The following is a 21231-nucleotide window of genomic DNA, read 5'->3' on the forward strand; positions in this document are numbered from 1 at the left end:
TCACAAAGCGAGTTCCGCAGCGAACAGAAATGTTCTGTGAACATTTCTGCCGAGCGAGGACTGCAGAGCGACTGAGCATTCCGCAGCCACCCCTAACTGCTCTTACGTTCTTGGTGACTTCAAAAATGTTTCACGTGAAACATTGCGCGACTAAGCATATCCCCGCTCTCTCCCTTCATTCAGTCCCTAAGCTGCCACGTTCAGCGTTATCTTTGCGGCGGCTTGCCCTACTTCCTCGTATGTTGTGGGGTCAAGCGCCGTGAATGTGGCAGTCGCAGCATAAGTGCCAGCGTCCAAATCTTTTGTCAGCGTAATGTTCTCGATGTACTGATTCGGCTGCAGCATTCCGCTTTCGTAGAGCACCTCACCGGTCGTATCGTCAGTTATCACAACCTGCATGTTGTACTGATTGCCCGGCACGTTCTCAATGTATGCCGTCCCGTTCGATGTGCCGTCGGCAAACTCAATAACGCTGGCAATAGAAATGTTGAACATGCCTTCCTCAACCACGCGGTCAATTTCCGCCTGCATTTCTTCTTGGCTCTTGTAAGGCGCCTGACCAGTCCGCGCATTCGGGTCTAGCAAGCTGTTTCCGTTGCACGCGAACAGCCAGATAAGCAACCATGCAGCCAGCGCCACCACAACGCACGCTATTACAATAATCACGGTGCGTTTCTTGCGATTTTCCCCAGATGCCGCAGCGGTAGCAGTAGCGCCCTGCGCACTTGGTCGTCTGCTGGCGCTAGGTCTGCCCGGAGCCTGCTCGGAATTCCCGCCGGGCACCCGCATGTTCACTTTTCCGCTTAGTCGCTGATTGTTGTTGTCGTTTGTCATTTCTGTCCTTTTTCTTGTCTTAGCGCAATGCGCTTCTACATTCTTCGCGCCCACAGCGCCCTACAGTTGCTAGCCCTAGCTGCCGGATCCTGCCGAAGCCGGCGGCTCGTATACGCCTATCGTGTATTTCAAAGTTGCAATCTTTTTCAGACCGTTCAAATCTTCCAAATCGGCTTTCGTAATGTCGAAACCGGTGTCGAAAGTTACGCCGTAGTACACCGGTAACACTCCGGGCACAAGCGCCGTGCCTTCGCCAGTGGCAGGCTCTATGTACATGACTTCGCTATTGCGTGAAGTTAAGCGCAAGTCGCCGGGGCCATTCGCCATCTCAGCATTCAGCTGGTACTTGTAAATCCAGAAGTTGTCGCTGAACTGGCTTAAATCGGTGCTTATTTGGTAAGCAGAAGCCGGTAGATCGACAGTGTGAGTTTCGCCAACCTCGTCCGTATAAGTCAGCTTGTCTTCAAGAGTTGTCGTTTTCAATTCCGCAAAGCCGGATTCGCCCGACACAACCGCGCTGCCATCCTTCTTAGCAAGTATGGTCAGATACGACTTGCTGTAGTTGCTATTAGCGTCGGTAGCATTCGTTGCGCCTTTATCCAGCTCAGCTAACGCAGCAGCGGTGTCGTCCACGCTGGTCACATCGTATATACCAATGTTCACATCGCTTCTGTTCTGGAACTGACCGAATGTCTTTGCGTTAACCACAAACTCATCGCCAGCAGCCCCGGTGCCTGTATGCACCAGCTGTATCTGCGCTTCTACCGGAACATCTACATTTACAAGCGCAATCCACTTGGCATACAGGGTTAAATCGCTATTGATTGGGGTGGAAATATCCCATTCGCTTCCAAGCTGCACGCCGCCATCGCTTGGCGTTCCTGTGTACCAACCTGCAAACAGATAACCTGTGCGCGTAACTTTGGGATAAGTGAAGCCCACAACGCTGTCTAGCGCATCACCAATAGGAACATCAACCGTAGTAGTGGGTGCACCACCATCGAAACTTCCGCCATTTGCATTAAATGTAACTGTTGCATTGCTGTTATTTTGCCATCTACCATAGAAAGTGATGTTTTCAGTAACGCTATCTATATCTACAGCATCCGCCGTGCAAGCTTCGTTTGTATACCAGCCTTTGAATGTATAGCCCTCAACAGATGCGGGCTGCGGCAAACTGCTTACAGCAAGTTTGTTGCCATATTTCACATACATATCCGGCGGCGCGCTTGGTGCGCCGGCTGGTCCGCCGCTTATTACGAACTTAATCATTGCGTATTCCCCGGAAGTAGGCGGATCATCCGGGCTAATAGTTATCTCATTCCAAGCTGCATGCAGATTGGTTATTCCACTTTCAGCTGTAACACTGGTAACAGCAGAGCCTACACCCTTGCCAGAATCGTCAAGTGACTTATACCAACCCGCAAACTCGTAAGCGGTATTAGCATCCTTAGCCGCACGCCACACATCCGGGTATGCTGGAGTAGTGAACGCATCAGGATATTTGTATGTCTTGGTTACAGAAGATGTAGAGCCATAAACATTGCCACCGTTCGGGTTAAGCGTAACGCTGTATTCCTTGCCTTCCCAAAGCGGCGTAAATGTGTAGTCGTGCTTGCCTTGAAGTGTTAATGTACCTAATCCATCAGCCGCAACCGTGCTAGTGTTGGTAGCGCCATCATTCTTATCTACAACCTGCCAACCAGACACATGTTGATACGTTGCCACAGGGTTGCCACCACCCGGCAGTTCAGAGCCAGCCGCCACGCTGCCGCCAGCGGGAATTTTCACAAAGCTGCTCTTTACATTAGTTGTATTGTCAGCCCACTTGGCACCGCTTGCATCGCCAAGCTGCCAAGTTGTGCGCGCCGTGTCGGCTTCTGTAACGTCAGGCTCAACTTCGGGGTTAACAACACGTATCGCCAGCGTGGTCGATGGGTTAACCGCACCTGTGCCAGTTTCGGAATCAATGGTGCCGCCCACATAAATACCTAGGTTAACTTCGCGGTCTACAGTTGTGCTGTACTCGTCCAACTTCGGAGTATCGGTGTCGGTGATATTAGGATCGGTTGCGCCGTCGCCAACGTATATACCCAAGTCAACGTTGTGGTCTATGGTTGTACCGTACTCGTCCGGGTTCGGAGTATCGGTGCCAACTTCAGTTTCGCCGCTAAGTTCGCCAACATATATGCCAAGGTCAACATTGCAATCTGTTGTTGTGCTGTACTCGTCCAAATTCGGAGTATCGGTGCCAGTGATATTGGTATCGGTTGCGCCATTGCCAACGTATATACCCAAGTCGGTAGTTATGCCAACGCTGGTATTACCACTTGCATCCGTTGTGCCCGGGCGAGTTATTGTTAAGCCATTATCGCCAACGTATATGCCAAGGTCGGTGCTTGTCTGAATTTTGCCGGCTTCGGACGGGTTGCCATCGCCAGTGCCACCGTCGGTAACATTTTGCATCTGGCTATCTGCAGGGTCACTTGCGCCACCTACATAAATTCCCAAATCTACATCAGCCGTAGCGCCAACAGTAGACGGGTCGCGGAAATGCTCTTCGTCTTTGGCACCTGTCGATTGCTCGCTTTCGGAAGGCGACCCAACATAAATGCCTAAGTCAACATTGGCAGAAGCGCCAACAGTAGACGGGTCGCGGAAATGGTCGGTATCTTTGTTGTCGGAACCGGTTATCTGCTCGCTTTCAGAAGGCGACCCAACATAAATGCCTAAGTCAACATTGGCAGAAGCGCCCACGCTAGACGGGTCGCGGAAATGCTCTTCGTCAAGCCCCGCACTTCCATCTTCCACTTTGTTAGCGCCAACAAAAACACCCAAGTCCTGCGTGTATTCTATTTCCGTTGCAAATGCGCCCGATGGTGCCCAAGCCACCACAACCAATGCGCAAACAAGCGCAATTACGCTTGCAATAACGGCCGCTATCGGTTTTCGAATATCGTGCAAGGTTGCTGTCCTTAACATGCCATTCGCTTCCTTCGTCATCGGGCACCTAGCCCGCTTGGTGTTCCCATGCCGCCTTTGTTGCCAATACCGCACAACAAAAACGGCTGCCATTTCTGACAACCGAATAGGAATGCAAGGACATATGCGCCGCAGCGCGACGCTTTAATATATTGAGTTTACTTAAACAGTTTCAGCTAGCATTTCATTAGCAGTATTTAGAGGCGGTGCACCCTCTATTATTGATCCGGTGAATTGCCAATTATCCGCCCAGTCGTCTTGACTTAATGCAGCTTCAAAACCGTCAAGCATTTCTTCGGTAACTATTTTGCCGTCCATAGTTTTAATTGGCTCCATTGTATCCACCTCTCATGCCTAGCTTATTGCATAAGATTACTTGCATGCCTATTCGATTGTCAAAGTGCTTGTTGTCAAAATGTTTCATGTGAAACATTTCTTTTGGCATCGCCTTTGTTGCCAATACCGCGCAACAAAAACGGCTGCCATTTCTGACAACCGAATAGAAGACAAATATTTAGTTAAAGAAACTACGCGACAGGCATTATTTTATTAAGTCGTCATATAAACCATCATCTTCAGGGAAATATAATTCTGCTGGAAGAATGGTAATGCCAGTTTTTTCATCCGGTCTGATCATGGCAGGGTCATCCCAATTGATTTCCGGTTCGCTCTTTAACTCAGATTCCCGCATTCGCGATTCATCAGTTTGCGTCATGATTAACTCCTTGATTCCGAATGCTTACCCACATTGTAGATAGTTTGCGAAAAACGGACAAATTAAACCTTGTCTTCTATTCGATTGTCAAAGTGCTTATATGTGGCAACCGAATAGAAGACATGCATGCAATAAGGTAATATTTAGTGAAGCACTGGCATGGGGATGTAGTTTCCCTTGGGTCGGTGCTTTACTTTTATGCTTGATTCGAAATCTTCTATTCGATTGTCAAAGTGCTTGTTGTTGAAATGTTTCATGTGAAACATTTCCGATGCGGGGTGGGCGAAGGTTGGATTTTGGCGCACTTTGCCCTACCCACATGCATGTGTTTACCTAAAATGCCCGCTAGAGCACTGTTATTAGATTGTTGGTCGGGTAGAGTTTTACTAACCCATCCCTACCCGACCGATAGGTTCAATTTTTATAAGATTGCTAAATTGCTACTTGTTGTTGCCACCTTTAGAAACAGAAGCAGGGATATAACGATCTGCCATAATCACCAATAAAATTAGTATCATCAATAATAATACGTGGTTCATTCGGGATTAAATTCATTAATCCTGCCCCGGATCCACCCACGTATCCGTATCCGTACCCAGTATTGTCACCAGCAACAAACGGATATCGAGTTCTCAACATCAGTCCATTATTAACGACGGTAATTTGGCTATCATAACTCAATAGTCCTATATTTTTGTTATACCATTCTAGAGCAACGCCAGATCCACTGTCTTCAGGTATTTCACCAATGCCGCTATAGAATTTATAAGGTTTTTCCACTTTCGATGGAGAGCCCGCGCCATCGACAGCACCCTCATAACTCAACCAAGCATAATCATCTGTATAAATATTTCCACATAATAGATACCTATTTCCATTGCCAAAAGTTTCCGCATAACTCAACATAAATAATCGCTCATTGTTCAAAGCAGACATCGCGCTTGGAGCCGCACTTTGATCAGTAGCTTCGCAAGTTGTACTATATTGCTTTCCAATTTGTGCAATTTTAGACTGCATGGATTCTGGGATTGTGTTCCAAATTTCATTAGTATCTGTACCACAGTCACTTTCATTTTCATACTGGGCACCCGGATTCATAATTGCACGTATCCAACATCCTAGATAACCGTTATCAATAGCTGCTTGAGGCGATTTATACATAGGCAAATTTAATAGCAGTTTGTTATACGCATTTCTAAACTGGAAAGTAATGCCAGCTTTTCTGTTGTTGGCAGTATCATAATCGTAAAGAGTATCAAGAATACGTAAACGATAAACTGATTCTTTTTCTTTTGTAAGAGTATCCCCAACAACAAATCCAGTCTTTGTAGAATCGGCAAGTGGAGCATCTTCAGGCACTGTCCACTTAGTGCGGCATTCGTAGTCTTCGCCTTCGTCGCTTTCAATAAATTGCTGATACATATCGTAATATGGAGACTGTTTTTCTTTTCCACCACTAGCATTTAGCTCCGACAGCTGAGTTGCAGAGTTTTTTACCTGATCAAGTGAATAAACCTGTTTCGTTGCAGCGTCGCGTAAGTAAAATACCGTACTATCTTTCAGTAGTGTACCCTGATAATTATCAACAGATTCACCAACATTAATGGCAGCTTTAGTTAATGTTTCATCACCAATTGGGGCGCAGCGACCGAATGTGAATTTTACTGTGCCAAGGTCTTGACGGACACGGCTGTCATAATCTTGAGCAGCATTTTCATCAATCTTGGCATTAGATAAACCGTTGTATCCCAAGTTCAAACGATAGTTCACATTTGTAGTACTGCCTTGAGGAACAGCAATAAGCTTGTTTAATGAATAATCTTGAATGCTTAACTTACTAGCACCATTGTTCGCGTATCCAAAGTTTATGGCTTCGGTATCAGACGCGTTAGCATCCCACACGCTGAACAGTTTTTGGCTTGCGTCGTCTATAGTTTTATCATTAGTTGTCACCACTACAGAACCGCCAGTTTTATTATTTGAATAATTTGCCGGCGCATTACACTCAACTTCATACACGCTAAGCCCCAGTGTGCCACCATTTTGGAAATAGCTGGTAGTACTCATGAAGTTGGTAGGGTTATTAATGTCGTATGGGTTTTCCTTGCTACCAAATGTAACTTTGAAAGGCGCAGTAACGCTTATTACAGGCGGTGTGTCCGTGCCACCTTCGGCAGCTAGCGCTTGCGTATCTGCACCGCCCACCATAGGCACCACGGGCACCATAGTAAGCGACAACGCCAACGCTGACGCTATGCAAGCCACTTTCTTTGGTATTGCTGTTGCTTTCATCTTGTTCCCTTCTTCGAAAGTTACGCCTTGACTTATGTCAATTTCCCAAGCGATACAATCGAACTTTTCCCGATGCTTAAATTTCCGAACCCGCCATTACCGCCGGCGGATTGCAAGCAGCCACATTGGAGCTGCGCGGCTTCTTTTGCGCCGCTGAAAAATGCTATTTACCAATGGCAACCCCTAACCTATAGAACTATCAGCTTGGAATGTATAGATGACCTTCACGATGTCGTGCTCGGTTGTATGCGCGTCTATGCCGCTTTTGAACGGCTCGGTTAGCTTGGTTTTTGTTGCAAGATCTAGCGTAAATTGCACGTCTAGCTTGTTGTTTTCGCCCGATGGAACCACGAAACTACCGGCGGTGACAGGTTTAGAATTAACGGTGTCGCCGTAGCCAAATGTGATTGCATCGGTAGTGCTATCGGCAGTTCTTAAGCCAAACATTTCTGTCTGGTTAAGCGCCGTACCGGTGCGCGGCTGCAAGATTGCGCCAACACCTTCATCGGTGCCTTCGCATTTCACATTTGTAAGTTGGACACTCTGTCCATCGGTCGAGCGGTTTTCAAAGTAGCAATTGGCAACAAGCACGGCGCCTTCAGTATCTGTGTTGGCGTTTACATCGTATCCGTTGGTGCTTGTTGCAGTTGTGTCAAACACAGCACGCATAGGCACAGCCACAGTAATTTGTGCGGCAGAGCGAACTGTACCCCCAACAGAATAAGTGCCTGTTTCTTGCGCTGCGCCCAAATTCTTTAGCTGGCGCTGCACGGTAGAAAATGTTGGCGCTGGTGCTGCGGCGCGGGTTGCATCCTGCCCCATACGTAAAGCCGCAGGAGACAGCTGCAAGTTGCGCATTTGCTGCTGACCAGCCACCACTTCTGGCACCTGCAAGCGCAAGTCGATATCTATGCGCCACTCGCCTTCGCGCTTGGCAGACACCGTGTAGTTTTCAGTATCTATGCTGATAGCGGCAGCTTTATAACTAAACGCAACCTCTATATTGCCCGGCGCTTCGAAGTAGCCATCTTCACCAAACATTGGCAGCTGATCTCCTACCGCCAAGTTAGACAGCGAATCGGAAAACTTCACGCCATACGGATACAGATGATTGCCGCTTGCAGTTAAGCCGGTCTTCCATGCGTATTCGCCGGTTGTGCTGTGCGGCACATAAACCGACACATTGCGGCACCCAGCCAGCGCATCGGCAGCAACATCTTTCGCGTTGTTATTCAGAGCCACAATTACCGTGTCGGCAAGACCCGCAAACGCCTGACTGCCAACAGTCTCAAGGCCCGTGGGCAGCACTACGCTGCACAGCCCAGTATTCGCGAATGCGTTTGCGCCAATGCTGCTAAGACCGCCCGGAAACTGCACTGTTGCTAAGCTGGCGCAATTCTCGAAGGCAGAGGCACCAATAGAGGTTACAGTTGCCGGCAGGTTCACCGTTACCAAGTTTTCGCAACCTTGGAATGCGGCGTTCTGCACAGCCGACACTGTATATTCCACGCCGTTTAAGATGCCGTATTCAGGCACTTGCATTGCTGCATCGGGCTTGCTTTCGCCCACCCATCCGACAGAGAGCGTGTAGTCGGGCAGCATTGTGAACGCGAAACCCGACTGCCCGTCTTCTGGCACAATGGTGTCGCCGGGCTGGGCGGGTTCGGTGAACTTGGTAAAGCCTGCAGCGCGCCATGCAGCGGCTGCGGATTCAAAATTGTCTGCCGAAACGCCTAGCGCAACGTTGGCGTTTTCTATAGTTTGCGAGTTGAACGCAGGGATGCCTTCGCCGGTTTCGCTGGTTCCGCCGGTTTTAGCGCCTTCGCCACCTTCGCCATTTTCGCCACCTTGCGGGCTGAAAATGCTGCCCACATTACCGCCAGCCACGATGGTAGCCAAATTGGGACAACCCCAAAAAGCGCCTTCAGCTATGGCAGTGCAATTAGCGTCTATTACAACGCTTGTGCCTATACCGGCGGGCACGGCAAGCAAAGTAAGCGTGCCGTCGGTTGCGCCGGCAGAGTTGATATTTTTGCTATATAAAATCCCATTTCGAGTTACCAGAGACGCATCAAGCGTGCTCCCTGCAGGAAAACTAAGGCCAGAAAGCTTTATGCAACGGGTAATTACGCAAGCAGGGACAGCGGCCAAAGATTCAGGGAGCACGGCGATGCCCTCCATACCCTCTGGGACAAGGAGGAGGCAAGTTTGCGCTGCGTCTAGCAGCATGCCGTTATTGCTTTTGTAGTTTTGATTGCCCTCGGCAACAGTTATTGCCTGAGCGTTAGGGAATAATTGGAAGAAAGCTAGGTCGATTTCTTCGACTGTAGCCGGAATTGTAATTGAGGTTACTTCAGGTGCTTTTTCCGCATCGGTGAAATATTCGGTTGTGTAAGGATTGGGTTCCGCAGCGTTTTCGCCATTTGCGGCAGGCGCATTCGCGGCGGCTGCATTCGCGGCGGGCGCATTCGCAGCGGTTACATTTGCGGCGGGCGCATTTTCACCCGTACCTTCATTGGTAGTTGCCGCGTTAGCGGTCGAAAAATTTTTGGAATTTTGGGGATCAACCTGACCAGAGGTTAATTCACTGAACCCCCCCCCAGCAATTTTCGACAGATGTAACCGTAAAGGACTTGCTGCCGTATTTCACAACCTGCGGGATGACAAATTCGCCCTTCGGCGCAGCTGTTGACCAGCCAACTAATGAAACCGTATCCGGCACATCTTGGTTAATTTCAAAATTCAAACCGTTGTAGCTAATCAGAGTTTGCTGCAATTCGGCTTCATTGGTAAGAGCAATATTGCCAGAAACTATTTCAGGTTCAGCGTCGGTCTGATGAAGCGTGACATTAGACGCTACCCTTTGGTCATCAACTTCGCTAGAAGAATCAGCGCTATCAGCAAAAGCTGCAATAGGCATAAACCCGCATGCCAACGACATTGCAAGCATGCCAGATATGACCCTAGAGGGCATACTCAAGGTAGGCATAGTGAAACTCGTCCCTTTTATGTGCTGCGCTGCTTCATTGCGCCGAAGCGCTATTTTCCCGAAAAATGAAGCGGTGCTTTTCCCGATACTTCAACGATGCTAGGCATCGCCAGTCCGTAAAATAACACGCCCCGCCCTTTCCTGACAGGAGTGAAGTTTCAAATTCATAATTAACTCATAAACGAAAAGCGTAAATATGTGTGTTATTAACACCAGAAACTTCGCAGCTCAACTGCAATCCAAGCCCCCCTTCCGCCGCAGAAATACAAATATAAAGTCGGTTGAAGCTTCCTAGTTCAAAAAAGTTAGAAAAATGGTCAAAACTTCCAGCTTTCCACTGTGAAAAACGCAAAATAGCCCCTATAGATGCATCACCAAATGCTGTTTGCCCAGTGTTCTCCACAATTCAAGCCAGCTATACGGCAATCCGACCGTGGAAAGTCGGAAGTTTTGACCACTTTTGCCAATTTCCTAAAGCAACTGCAAAAGGTTGCGCCCTGTTTACCCGAACCTCAAAAGCGACTCATCGCTTAAAAAGTCCACCAATCTCAGATGAACAATACCGCTTCGGCTCAACGCAATGGGATCCATAGACACAACGTACTTCGGATAGTTGTCGTTAACGTAATCGTAGGCGCCGAACTCGCGCTCGATCGTATATTTATCTGACATAAGATATGCCACCTGAATATAACAGCGTCCACCATCGCTTTCCGCTATGAAGTCAATCTCGCCACGGTGGGTCTTCCCAATATAAACGCGCATACCCCGCGAAAGAAGCTCGTTAAGAACAACTGTTTCTATGACACAACTCCATTCATCCTTAATCCGGTTTTTTCTCATGTGAAAGAAACCCAGATCGCAGACGTATTCCTTAGTCTCGAAAGCCAGTTTTTTCTTGCCGCGAATATCGTAGCGCTCGATTCTGTTCACCACATACGATTCCTCAATCGCCCTTAGCAAGTCGTAAACCGTAGGAGCAGAAACGCTTCTGGCAGAATCAGAGAGCGCCTTGGCAATGTTGTTTCCCGATACCGTCGCAGAAGAGTTACCAATCAAAAAATCGAGCACGTTCTCCAATGCGGTCGGCGATGCGATATGGTTGCACTGGATAATATCCCGCAGAACAATCGAACTGTACAGATTATCCAAGACCACTCGCCGCGACTCGTCCTCGTGCTGAGCGCAGACCAAAGGAAAGCCGCCCCATATAAGATATTCCTGCAGAAGATCTTCCCTGCTCTGATGCTGATTACCCACCGCACCTTCGCTAAGTTCCCACTCTCGATACATCATAAACTCGCGAAAGTTAAAGCTCCCGAGCAACCACAGCCGCCTCCCTGATAGTATTAAATTATTTTAATGCTATCAGATAATTCCATAGCAAATTAGAATATTTTAATTCGTCTCCTAAAAAAGAGAAGTATTTCCTAAAAGAAACTGCTCTAAAGGCGCGTCGTTTGAACCTACTACAATCAGTTTTGCATGTGGATATTGACGCAGAAATTCGGTTGTACCTTTTAGCGATTTAACACGTCCGCTCTTAACCTCAATAGCGGTTACAGCCTCTCCGTTATGTAAAACAAAATCTACTTCGCTGTTATTCTCGCGCCACCAGTAAACATCGAAGCGCTCCTTGATTGACCTTGCCAAAAGATAGGCGCCTACCGCACTTTCAACAAGATGACCTCTGCGTTCAGGATCGGTTAATAGATATTCGCGATTAAGCCCATAAACGGCAGTCATAAGAGAAGTGTCGTATACCATCAATCTAGGCGAACTGGCTTTCTGGCGCAGCAATTTTGGATCGTATTTCTGCAAACCGCAAAGAAGACCTGCGCCGTTTAGCAATTCGAGATAATGGGCAAGTGTGGTCGCATTGCCCGCATCGTCCAGCTGCCCAAGCATTTTGCGATACGATAGCTCTTGCCCAGAATAAGGAGCGCCCAGATAAAAGAGCCGCCGCATAAGAGCCGGCTTACGCACTTCATCAAGCGAAATTACATCACGAGAAATACTGGGCTCTATAACGGCATCGTTCATATAATCCAGCCACCTAGACTTATCCGAAATAAGCTGCGCACTGGCAGGATAACCCCCAAAGAAAAGGAAATCGTCAAGAGAATACCCAAAAGCAGAACGGCATTCCAAATAATCCCAGTGCGTGCTACGAATAATTTCAAATCTGCCAGTAAGCCCTTCTTTTAACCCTTTTTGCAGCAAAAGAGACGACGGCCCGCTAAGCGCAACACGAAGGTCTATTCCCGACCAAGAATCTTCATCCCAAAGCTCTTTTACCACTGCAGACCATTGGTCAACCAACTGCACTTCATCAATTATTAATAAGGCGACAGGATTATCAGGCGATATCATGTTGCGCGCCTGCGTCCATTGAGCTCGCAACCAATCTCGACTGGATGAATCGATACTGGCAAGTGCTATGTGCTGAGGGATAGATATCTTTTTGACAGCTTGCCGAAGAGCGGTGCTTTTACCGGTTTGCCTAGGTCCCACAAGCATTTGGATGAATCGCCGAGGCGCTTCTAGGCGGTCTACCAAAGTGTTTACGACTGAACGTTCATATAGGCATACCGTCATTTTGTCCTCCTATTGAACAAATTTGTTCAATAGTAAAACAAATTTGTTCAATAGGGTATACACACGATGCACAAAATTGAAAAAGCACGCGGCATTACAGACTTGCGGAAGATTTTTTACGTAAAAATAGGGCTTTCGCTTAGGTATCTCTCCGTTCGCGCACGCCCCGTCGTAACTGTTTATATATTATAGAAAACGACGATCACACGGAAGGCTTCGCTTATTTTGCAAGCTTTTTTCTAACTTTTTTAAGGTAATCACGCTTGAAAGTAGTAGCAGATAATCCAAAGAACACCTCGTCGGTGGAGGTAATTTCGCAAGCATCAAACTTTAAAGCCGTAAGTTCAAGCGTGCACAAATAATCCGCCACCTGACTTAGCCTATACTCTTTCGGCGAAGCATTTCTATACATAAGAGCCTGCTTGGAAAGTTCGTATTCGAACGCAGCATGCAGCGCATTGGTGATTGTCTGCTGACCATCATCGTAATAGATCTTTACTTTGTCGAACGACTGAAAATAATCAAGATTATTGGAAAGAAAAACAACAAGATCTTTTTTCAAACGAGCAATATACTTGTTCTCCCCCTGCACCTCACTTCGCTTATATGCAAAGAATGTATATCGAAATGGAAGACAAGAGTAACAAGACGATATTTAGATGTACCGCCCATCCCGCCTGATTCATCACAAAATATTGATAGCTCTCGCACTAAATTCCTTCTCAGATAGCAAGATGCCGAAGGATAACCTTCGGCGACTTGGTAGAAGCACTATTCGTACCTCCAAAAAGTATTGTTTCATAAGCGGCCTGTATATGCAACCTGCTCAACAGCAACAACGCCATAAAAATATTCTTTATGCCTTCAAGAAGTTTTCTCAAGAAAGAACAAAACGACCACCCGAAGGTGGTCGTTGTAGTTTGAAGCGGTATGAAAAATAGCCTTTTTACAGGTCTTTCTTCCATAGCCCGTGGATGTTGCAATACTCATATACCGACACAGCGCGCTCACCTTCGCCAAGATAAAAATCTGCACAAGGAGCATCGCTAGAAGCAAGTGGATGAATTTCATACGATGCATCTTTTACCAAGCAAATGAACTGGATGTAATGTTCGGGAGTCATCGGGTGATCAACGCTGCCAATGTTTACGTGCACGCAATTACCTTCAATGCTTACCTCTGGAACGTGCTTCTCAAGCGCTGCATCGGTAGTGTCAGGCACAAGCAGCACCATTGGCTCGCCACAGCAGACCAGCGGCACTCCGCTATCTACAGCTTTCAGCGCTATATTCCCACAATGCTCACACTTATAAAATTTAATCTCCATAACTGCCTCTTTTCGCTTTGATGTAATAACCTGATTATTTTATCCTGAACGTCTGCGTAAATGCAGCATGCATTCAGCTTTGTTAGCTTCGTGTTAATTTATGCCACGTTCAACTTTGTTAGCGCCAAATTTGCCGCATTACGCATTAATTTACGCGGCTTCCTCAGATTCTTCCGGCATCCCTTGCGACCCCAGCTGCGCAAGTTGTTTCTTTCGGGCATACACAAGAAATATCACACCCGCCAAAATAAGCGGCACGCTTAGAATTTGCCCCATAGTTAGCCAGCCGCCAAAAATGTAGCCGAGATGAATATCGGGCTGTCGTACAAATTCTATTAGGAAGCGGAAAACGCCATACATTACCAGAAAGCAACCTAGAAACGTTCCGCGCGGACGCGGCGGCAGCTTGCGCGAAAGAGCAAACAGCACAATAAAAATAACTAATCCCTCAAGCACACCTTCATACAGCTGTGTCGGATGCCTAGGAATATTGCCAGCCGCACCACCAAACACAACACCAATAGCCAAATCGGTTGGCGCACCCCACAACTCTCCGTTAATGAAATTTGCAAACCTGCCGAAAAACAAACCAAGAGGCGCAGCTATAACACCCAAGTCTGCCAATGTAAGATAAGGAATATGCGTAATTTTTGCCACTACTATTCCCGCAAGAAGCGCACCTATAAGCCCACCGTGGAAGCTCATGCCGCCCTGATTTACCGCCAAAATGTCTAGCGGATGCGTGAAATAATAGCCTTCGCCATAAAACAGGCAGTACCCCAAACGAGCGCCCACAATAATACCAATCATCACGCACAACATTATGGTCAGTATATCTTCAATAGTGAAATTCAGCTTCCAGTGTTTAGCTGTGCGATATATCAAAAAGCCAGCAAGCGCAAAACCCAGCACATACGCAATACCATACCAACGTACAGCAATAGGCCCTATCTGAAAAGCAATAGGATCTATAGCGTGATAAAGGGCATTAAGCATAGTTATCCCTGCGCACGCTTATGACCCATACCGGCATTAACTTTTTCAGCCGCATGCGTAACTTCATTAGCAAGACACGATGGAATGGGACGCAAAAGAGAAATCTTGCGACCGCACGCAGAGCAATGAATTGTAAATAGCCCTAAACCGGCACGCAAGACCATCAAAGATTCGTAATCTAACATATTCAGGTGCGCAGATGCACAATGCGGACATACAAAAGAATACATCTCGTTAGCCATTTGCACACCTCCTTAATTACGCCAGCATTGCGCCAACTACTAAACGCCAACTACTAAAGTATAAACCGATTCGGATTGCCTTTGCGCACATAGCCCTCTGGGCGGTCAGCCACATTGGGACCATTCTTTAAAAAGAATTCGCAAAACCGGCATATTTCCTTATTGGCAAAATCGTAGTCGCGATCTGGGTTCAGCAGTAAATCTAAATCGTCGCAAACAACATGCGACGGGCGCGTACATGCGGCAAAATGACAATCGGCAGGGCAGGGTTCTCCGGGTATATTATGCGGGCACCTGCCCTGCATTTCGTCATCACAACCGCGTATTTCCCAACAAGCTGCCACTATGCAGGCTGACCTCCGAAAAACGACGCAGCATCAAAGTCGGCTGGAATATCTGATGAACGCACGCCCTTTACCTCGGGAATGCGATCCTTCAAAATGCGCTCAACGCCATTAGCCAGCGTTATTTGCGACATGGGGCAACCCTTGCAAGCGCCCTGCAATTCCACAACAACAATGCCATCGTCGGTTATGTCAACAAGTTCAACATCGCCACCATCAGCCTGCAGGCTGGGACGAATCTGGTCAAGAACTTCCGAAACTTTTTCTCTATCTAGCATATTAACTCCAATCAAATGTAGATGCTTTTCTCGGGAATCATAACACAGACGGCTACGCCGCAGGAGTCCAATCGGAGCCCACGATGGAAATCACATCGGCACTGGAATGATAAAAGTCGCCACCATTCACAACGCGACCGCATCCAAGCGCCTCTACCACAGCTTTGGCTGCGCTTGCTTTGTCGGGCGAAGTGTAAACAACCAGCGTTTCTTTATATATCGTATTGTCATTTGTGTTGCCCACGCCGGTTACTTGATACCCTGCGCCTCGCAATATGTCAGCCATCTGAGATGCGGCACCTGTTGTAAGCGTACCGTTGCGAACTTCTACAGTTGTCTGACCTGTATCAACATTTTGCACCGCTGCATCAAGTGCATTCGGGTCTTCGCCAGACTTTATTTTTTCCATCATCTTTTCCCATTCAGATGTGCTCGGATTATATCCAGCCAAGCCATCCGATGTGGTCATATCGCTACCGGGAACAACGCATTGCCAAACGCTGGCTTCATTAAACGGACTGAAGGTTTCAGACAATTCCAACAAATCGGAAGCTGTTAGGTCGGTATCGATATATTTACTAGCATCGCTAACCATTGAGGCTAAGTCTAGCCCCTGCCCTTCCGTTGCGCGCTGAATTAGCGTACAGATGAAACTGACGCGATTCGCCGACACACTAGATAGACCACCCGGCACATTTATAGCGCGCAAAAATTGCAGCGCCTGCGCGCCATCTAGTCTAATTTCGCCAGCAGGTAGCACTTTTGTGCCCGAATAAGGGTCGTCAATTTCGGTGGCTAAATTCACCATAACGCCGCCCATCATGTCAACCATAGCTTCTATGCCGCCCGCCGTGGTGGTTACATAATGATTAATGCTTACACCGGCGAAGTCTGCCACACGACGCACTAGCTCGGCTTCACCGCCACTCTCTTGCGCCTTATATAAGGGGTGATATTCGCCATTGCTAAACCGCACCAAGGTATTTGATGGAATTGTTGCGAAAATTATGCTGTGGGCAGATTCGTCTACGCGCACTAATATGTAGCCTAAAGTATGCTCGGGCGTATCGTAGCTTTTAGGGGCGCTGGGCGATATACCAAGATTGGCTGAGCAGAGTATGTAGTAGGGCTTGTTGGCTTCCGCCGCCACAAGCCCTTCTTTGGCGTTCGACGGCGCCAAGTCTAACTTAGCGTTTGTGTTTGCGAAATAAGCGTAAACGCCCACACCTATTGCAATGGCTAGAACTACAACAGCCGCAATAATGCCGAAGAAAATGTTTTGATGCTTGCGTTTGCGCCGCACGTCTTCTACAAGCGTGGCGGTTGGTCGCCTAGCAGAAACGCTAGGTCCGCTAGCGTGGCGACCGTAGGAAACAGACCTAACCTTCGACTTGACCTTTCTTCTAGCCATAAGCTAAATGCCGGTCGATCTTCGAATTACATCGGCACCTAGCGCCGAGAGTTTTCCTACATAGTTCTCATAACCGCGATCTATATGCCCAACACCGTGCACCGTAGTGTAGCCATCAGCCACAATGCCCGCTAAAACAAGTGCCGCACCGGCGCGCAAATCGGTTGCAGACACAGGCGCGCCCTGTATTTTATCTACACCGCGAATAACCGCATGATGGTCTTCCAAAACAATGCTAGCGCCCATACGCATTAATTCGGCAGCGAACATAAAACGGTTCTCAAATACATTTTCAGTTATAACGGAAAGCCCATTCCCCAAAGCTGCCAACAGCATAAACTGCGCCTGAAGATCGGTCGGAAAGCCGGGGTGCGGAAGCGTTTGTATCTCTATTGCCCCTAAAGGCTGAGTGCGGCGCACACTTATCCAATCTTGCCCCGTTTCCACAATGCAGCCAAACGCGCGCAATTTCGTTATTGCCATGCGCAAATACGCCGGGTCTACCCCTCTTACGCGCACAGGTCCGCCGGTAAGAGCGCCTCCAGCTAAAAATGTGCCAGCCTCGATGCGATCGCCAATTGTAACGTGGTCGCACGGGTGCAAACTAGAGCAAGGAACGCCTTCCACGTGGATGCTAGACGTGCCTATACCGGTTATGCAAGCCCCCATTTCGTTAAGCATGTTGCACAAGTCGGCTATTTCGGGTTCGCGGGCAGCATTGTCTATAACCGTGCAGCCCTGCGCACACACAGCCGCCATCAGCATATTTTCAGTAGCGCCTACGCTAGGAAATTCCAGAGTTACTTCGGTGCCGCGCAAGCCATTTGGCGTGTGTGCGACTATAACACCATGGTCCACATCGAATTGAACGCCCAAAGCTTCTAGCCCTACTAGGTGCATGTCTATATTGCGTGCCCCTATCTGACACCCACCGGGCATTGCCACACGCGCCTCGCCAAAACGCCCAATAAGCGGACCTAGCACAGCTATGCTAGCCCGCATCTTAGTAACCAATTTGTACGGAGTTTCGTTACATTTCACATCGGATGTATCTATAGACATTGAATGCCCGTCGCGTTGTATGTGCGCGCCCAAATATTCAAGGACTTCACACATAACATCAATATCGTCAATACTGGGGACGTTTTTAAGCACGGTTTTGCCGTGCCCTAAGATAGAAGCTGCCATTAGCTTCAACGCTGAATTTTTGGCTCCGGAAACGGCGACTTCGCCTTGAAGCCGCCCGTTTCCGTGAACAATTATGACTTCATTACTTGAACTCATAAAATATAAAGACCTCTCATCCAGACAAGCTAGCGAGAAGTACAGCGCCTATTCACCAAGCGCAAAGCGCAGGAAACCAGCAATCTTAATAGTGCCGCCCATTTCCTTAGCGCAATTGTCAACATATTCACGCACGGTGATATCGCTATTCTTTACGAAAGCCTGCTCTGATAAGCAATTTTCCTTGTAGAACTTCTCCATGCGACCCTTTGCAATATTCTCTTGAATATTAGCTGGTTTGCCAGATTCAGCTGCCTGAGCCTTATAGATTTCCATCTCGTGTGCCGCTACGTCGGCTGGAACGCTTTCGCGAGTAGCAGAAACCGGGTTAATAGCAGCAACCTGCATTGCAACATCGCGACCACAAACTTGGAACGCCTCAGAGGTTGGATCTATACCCTCTACCTCAAAGTTAACCAAAACGCCAATCTTGCCACCGCCATGAATGTAGCTTGCTACAGCAGGTGCTTCAACTGTACCCACGCGGGAAAGCTGGCAATTTTCACCCATTACGTGAATGCAATCGGTTAGCACGGCTTCGACCGTTTCGCCATCGGCATCACTTGCCTTTAGTTGCTCTACATCGCAGCCGGGGTTGTTAAGAGCAGCCTTAGCAATGCGCTCGGCATAGCCCTTGAATTTCTCGTTCATACCAACAAAGTCAGTCTCGCAGTTAAGCTCTATAACAGCGCCTTTCGTGCAAGAATCATCAACGATAGCCATAACGGTGCCTTCGTTGGTGGCACGACCTGCTTTCTTAGCTACAGCAGCCAAGCCGCGGGTACGCAGTACGTCAACAGCAGCATCCATATCGCCGTCGGCTTCTTGCAGAGCCTTTTTGCACTCCATCATGCCTGCGCCAGTCATCTCGCGCAAATCTTTAACCATAGAGGCGGTTATATTCGCCATTGTTTCCTCCGGTCTATCGTTTGGGCAAGAAAAGCCCAACTACATTACTATTTCTCTTCCTTAGCAGCTTGTGCATCGACACCCTGAGCGTCGGCAGTTTGCGCGTCAGCGTTTTGCGCATCGGCTGGCTGCGCCGCCATTTCCACAGCGCTAACATCGGCACCTGTACCAGCTATAACAGCATCGGCAACAAATTCGCACAGCAGCTTCACGCTACGAATGGCATCGTCGTTTGCAGGAATGCCATAATCTACATCATCAGGATCGCAGTTGGTATCAAGAGTGCCGACCACAGGAATGTTCAAACGATGAGCTTCGTGGACGGCTATTTCCTCTCGGCATGTGTCTATAACAAACACAGCTTCGGGAACACGCTTCATGTTGCGAATACCATTAAGGTTTGCTTGCAGCTTGGCTAGCTCTTTGCGCTTCAAGATTTGCTCTTTCTTGGGCAGCATAGCCATGCGACCATCGGCTTCTTGCGCTTCAAGGTCTTCCATGTAGCTTACGCGGCTGCGGATAGTAGCAAAGTTGGTTAGCATGCCGCCTAACCAGCGAGAATTTACATACGGCATACCGCAACGATTAGCCGCATCAGCAATAGATTCCTGAGCTTGTTTCTTTGTGCCCACAAACAAAACGGTGCCACCCTTGCGAGTAAGCTCGGAAACGTAGCTGTAAACCTTGTCTAGCCCAACTAGAGTTTGCTTTAGGTCGATGATATAAATATCGCCACGGCTTCCAAAGATGTAGGGCTTCATCTTAGGGTTCCAGCGGCGAGTCTGATGACCGAAATGTGCACCGGCATCAAGTAGCGATTGAATACTTACCTTCGTAGGCGTTGCCATACTTTTCTCCATTCGTTAGTCCTCTGCGTATGGTCTTCCCCGCAAGCCGCAGCCTTTTTCAAGCGGCCACTAGCGACAGCAGGTCGCACACGCATGTGTAATAGTAGAAACCGCAGAATTATAACACTAAGTTAAAGTTATAGCGAATGAACAAATGGCGGCGTGTCTGGCGCGCGAACAAGAACAGCTGCGCCGTCAACCACATCTGGTGCCGGGATAACAAGTTTTCCGCTGGTGAAAACCCCAGCTTCTACGCTGCCCTCTATTGCGGATGCTTCGCCGAAACAAGCTTTTACAGCCTTATGCGCTGGGTGCAAAAGCATATCGCGCGGGGTGCCCACCTGCACAAGTTTGCCATCGCGCATAAAAACTATAGAGTCGCTCATGGTAAGCGCCTCGTCTGGGTCGTGCGTAACCATTAAAGAAGTAATATTGAAGCGCTCGTGCAAAGATGAAACCAGTTTGCGCATCTCTTCGCGCAGCTGTTCATCAAGCCCGCTGAAGGGCTCGTCTAGCAAAAGCGCACGCGGCTTTGCCGCCAGAGCACGCGCCAGCGCCACACGTTGCTGCTGTCCGCCCGACAATTCGTAAGTGCGCCGACTTCCATATCCGCCAAGTTGCACAGCTTCCAGCATTTCCTCAGCCACACGCATCCGCTCGGCTTTCGCCACTTTGCGCATCTTTAGAGGGAAGGCAACATTTTGCGCCACATCCATGTTGGGAAAAAGCCGTATATCTTGAAACACTATGGCTATATCGCGTTTGTGCGTAGGCATATCATCGACGCAGCAGCCATCGAAAAGCACGCGCCCGCTGTCCTGCAAAATTAGCCCCGATATCACTTTCAGCGTGGTAGATTTGCCCGCTCCGCTTTCGCCCAAGATGGACATAAACTGCCCATCGCCCACAGTGAAGCTGACATCGTCTAGGATTGTCTTTCCGCTTAGCCGAAGCCCAATATTTTCTAGCGATAATTCCATACATAACACCTCAAATTAATTGTACAGGTTATCGCATAGCGCACGCGCCGACGCGCTTGCAGCTAAAAAATTGCTGCGCATACGACCATAATTTATTCGAAGAGCAATACCCAGTTCCCAATGGCATGTCTTGCAATTGAAACATTATGCCAGCCGTATTGATTCGCCTGCAACCATTAATGGTGCGCTCAACCAATGGTGC

General features: G+C 48.2%; 21 protein-coding genes. All 21 read right to left on the reverse strand.

Annotated elements, in window-relative coordinates; translation table 11 throughout:
• Positions 1-186: 186 nt before the first annotated feature.
• On the reverse strand, positions 187-834 hold the full coding sequence (locus G7Y37_RS03080; protein WP_165061633.1) for a flagellar protein FliS: 648 nt from the start codon (positions 832-834) through the stop codon (positions 187-189).
• A 75-nt stretch (positions 835-909) separates the two neighbouring features.
• Positions 910-3837 carry an InlB B-repeat-containing protein gene (locus G7Y37_RS03085; RefSeq protein WP_165061636.1) on the reverse strand — a complete coding sequence of 976 codons (2928 nt, stop codon included), beginning with the start codon at positions 3835-3837 and terminating at the stop codon, positions 910-912.
• A gap of 141 nt (positions 3838-3978) precedes the next feature.
• Positions 3979-4152, reverse strand: coding sequence for a hypothetical protein (locus G7Y37_RS03090; RefSeq protein ID WP_165061638.1), 174 nt, complete (start codon positions 4150-4152; stop codon positions 3979-3981).
• A gap of 205 nt (positions 4153-4357) precedes the next feature.
• Positions 4358-4531 (reverse strand): hypothetical protein, encoded by a 174-nt coding sequence (locus G7Y37_RS03095; RefSeq protein WP_165061640.1) that lies wholly within the window; start codon positions 4529-4531, stop codon positions 4358-4360.
• Positions 4532-4990: 459 nt separating this feature from the next.
• Positions 4991-6823: a hypothetical protein gene (locus tag G7Y37_RS03100; protein ID WP_165061643.1), complete on the reverse strand. Its 1833-nt coding sequence runs from the start codon at positions 6821-6823 to the stop codon at positions 4991-4993.
• Between the two features lie 183 nt (positions 6824-7006).
• A complete protein-coding gene (locus tag G7Y37_RS03105) occupies positions 7007-9052 on the reverse strand; it encodes a leucine-rich repeat domain-containing protein (RefSeq protein ID WP_165061646.1) in 2046 nt (681 codons plus the stop codon).
• A 355-nt stretch (positions 9053-9407) separates the two neighbouring features.
• Complete coding sequence (locus tag G7Y37_RS03110; RefSeq protein ID WP_165061649.1) at positions 9408-9812, reverse strand: hypothetical protein; 405 nt, start codon at positions 9810-9812, stop codon at positions 9408-9410.
• 175 nt (positions 9813-9987) lie between these two features.
• Entirely contained in the window at positions 9988-10215 is a 228-nt protein-coding gene (locus G7Y37_RS03115) for a hypothetical protein (RefSeq protein ID WP_165061650.1), read from the reverse strand.
• Between the two features lie 98 nt (positions 10216-10313).
• Entirely contained in the window at positions 10314-11138 is an 825-nt protein-coding gene (locus G7Y37_RS03120; RefSeq protein ID WP_165061652.1) for an ATP-binding protein, read from the reverse strand.
• A gap of 84 nt (positions 11139-11222) precedes the next feature.
• Positions 11223-12410: an ATP-binding protein gene (locus G7Y37_RS03125; protein ID WP_165061654.1), complete on the reverse strand. Its 1188-nt coding sequence runs from the start codon at positions 12408-12410 to the stop codon at positions 11223-11225.
• Positions 12411-12630: 220 nt separating this feature from the next.
• A complete protein-coding gene (locus G7Y37_RS03130; protein ID WP_206214075.1) occupies positions 12631-12972 on the reverse strand; it encodes a hypothetical protein in 342 nt (113 codons plus the stop codon).
• A 384-nt stretch (positions 12973-13356) separates the two neighbouring features.
• Complete coding sequence (locus G7Y37_RS03135) at positions 13357-13737, reverse strand: desulfoferrodoxin family protein (RefSeq protein ID WP_165061656.1); 381 nt, start codon at positions 13735-13737, stop codon at positions 13357-13359.
• Between the two features lie 150 nt (positions 13738-13887).
• On the reverse strand, positions 13888-14733 hold the full coding sequence (gene lgt / locus G7Y37_RS03140) for a prolipoprotein diacylglyceryl transferase (protein ID WP_165061658.1): 846 nt from the start codon (positions 14731-14733) through the stop codon (positions 13888-13890).
• Between the two features lie 2 nt (positions 14734-14735).
• Entirely contained in the window at positions 14736-14975 is a 240-nt protein-coding gene (locus tag G7Y37_RS03145) for a UDP-N-acetylmuramoylalanyl-D-glutamate--2,6-diaminopimelate ligase (RefSeq protein WP_165061660.1), read from the reverse strand.
• Positions 14976-15028: 53 nt separating this feature from the next.
• Positions 15029-15319, reverse strand: a complete 291-nt coding sequence (locus tag G7Y37_RS03150; protein ID WP_165061661.1) for a hypothetical protein — start codon at positions 15317-15319, stop codon at positions 15029-15031.
• Positions 15319-15597, reverse strand: coding sequence for a NifU family protein (locus G7Y37_RS03155; RefSeq protein WP_165061663.1), 279 nt, complete (start codon positions 15595-15597; stop codon positions 15319-15321). Before G7Y37_RS03155 ends, G7Y37_RS03150 begins: the two co-directional genes overlap by 1 nt.
• Before the next feature lie 52 nt (positions 15598-15649).
• Positions 15650-17008 carry an LCP family protein gene (locus tag G7Y37_RS03160; RefSeq protein WP_165061665.1) on the reverse strand — a complete coding sequence of 453 codons (1359 nt, stop codon included), beginning with the start codon at positions 17006-17008 and terminating at the stop codon, positions 15650-15652.
• 3 nt (positions 17009-17011) lie between these two features.
• A complete protein-coding gene (murA, locus tag G7Y37_RS03165; protein ID WP_165061668.1) occupies positions 17012-18292 on the reverse strand; it encodes a UDP-N-acetylglucosamine 1-carboxyvinyltransferase in 1281 nt (426 codons plus the stop codon).
• 48 nt (positions 18293-18340) lie between these two features.
• Positions 18341-19201, reverse strand: a complete 861-nt coding sequence (gene tsf, locus G7Y37_RS03170; RefSeq protein ID WP_165061671.1) for a translation elongation factor Ts — start codon at positions 19199-19201, stop codon at positions 18341-18343.
• A gap of 47 nt (positions 19202-19248) precedes the next feature.
• Positions 19249-20049, reverse strand: coding sequence for a 30S ribosomal protein S2 (gene rpsB / locus G7Y37_RS03175; RefSeq protein ID WP_370514595.1), 801 nt, complete (start codon positions 20047-20049; stop codon positions 19249-19251).
• A 137-nt stretch (positions 20050-20186) separates the two neighbouring features.
• Positions 20187-21029 (reverse strand): ABC transporter ATP-binding protein, encoded by an 843-nt coding sequence (locus G7Y37_RS03180; RefSeq protein WP_165061677.1) that lies wholly within the window; start codon positions 21027-21029, stop codon positions 20187-20189.
• Between the last annotated feature and the right edge of the window lie 202 nt (positions 21030-21231).

It is taken from the genome of Adlercreutzia sp. ZJ154 (genome assembly GCF_011039055.1).
GTDB lineage: Bacteria > Actinomycetota > Coriobacteriia > Coriobacteriales > Eggerthellaceae > Adlercreutzia_A.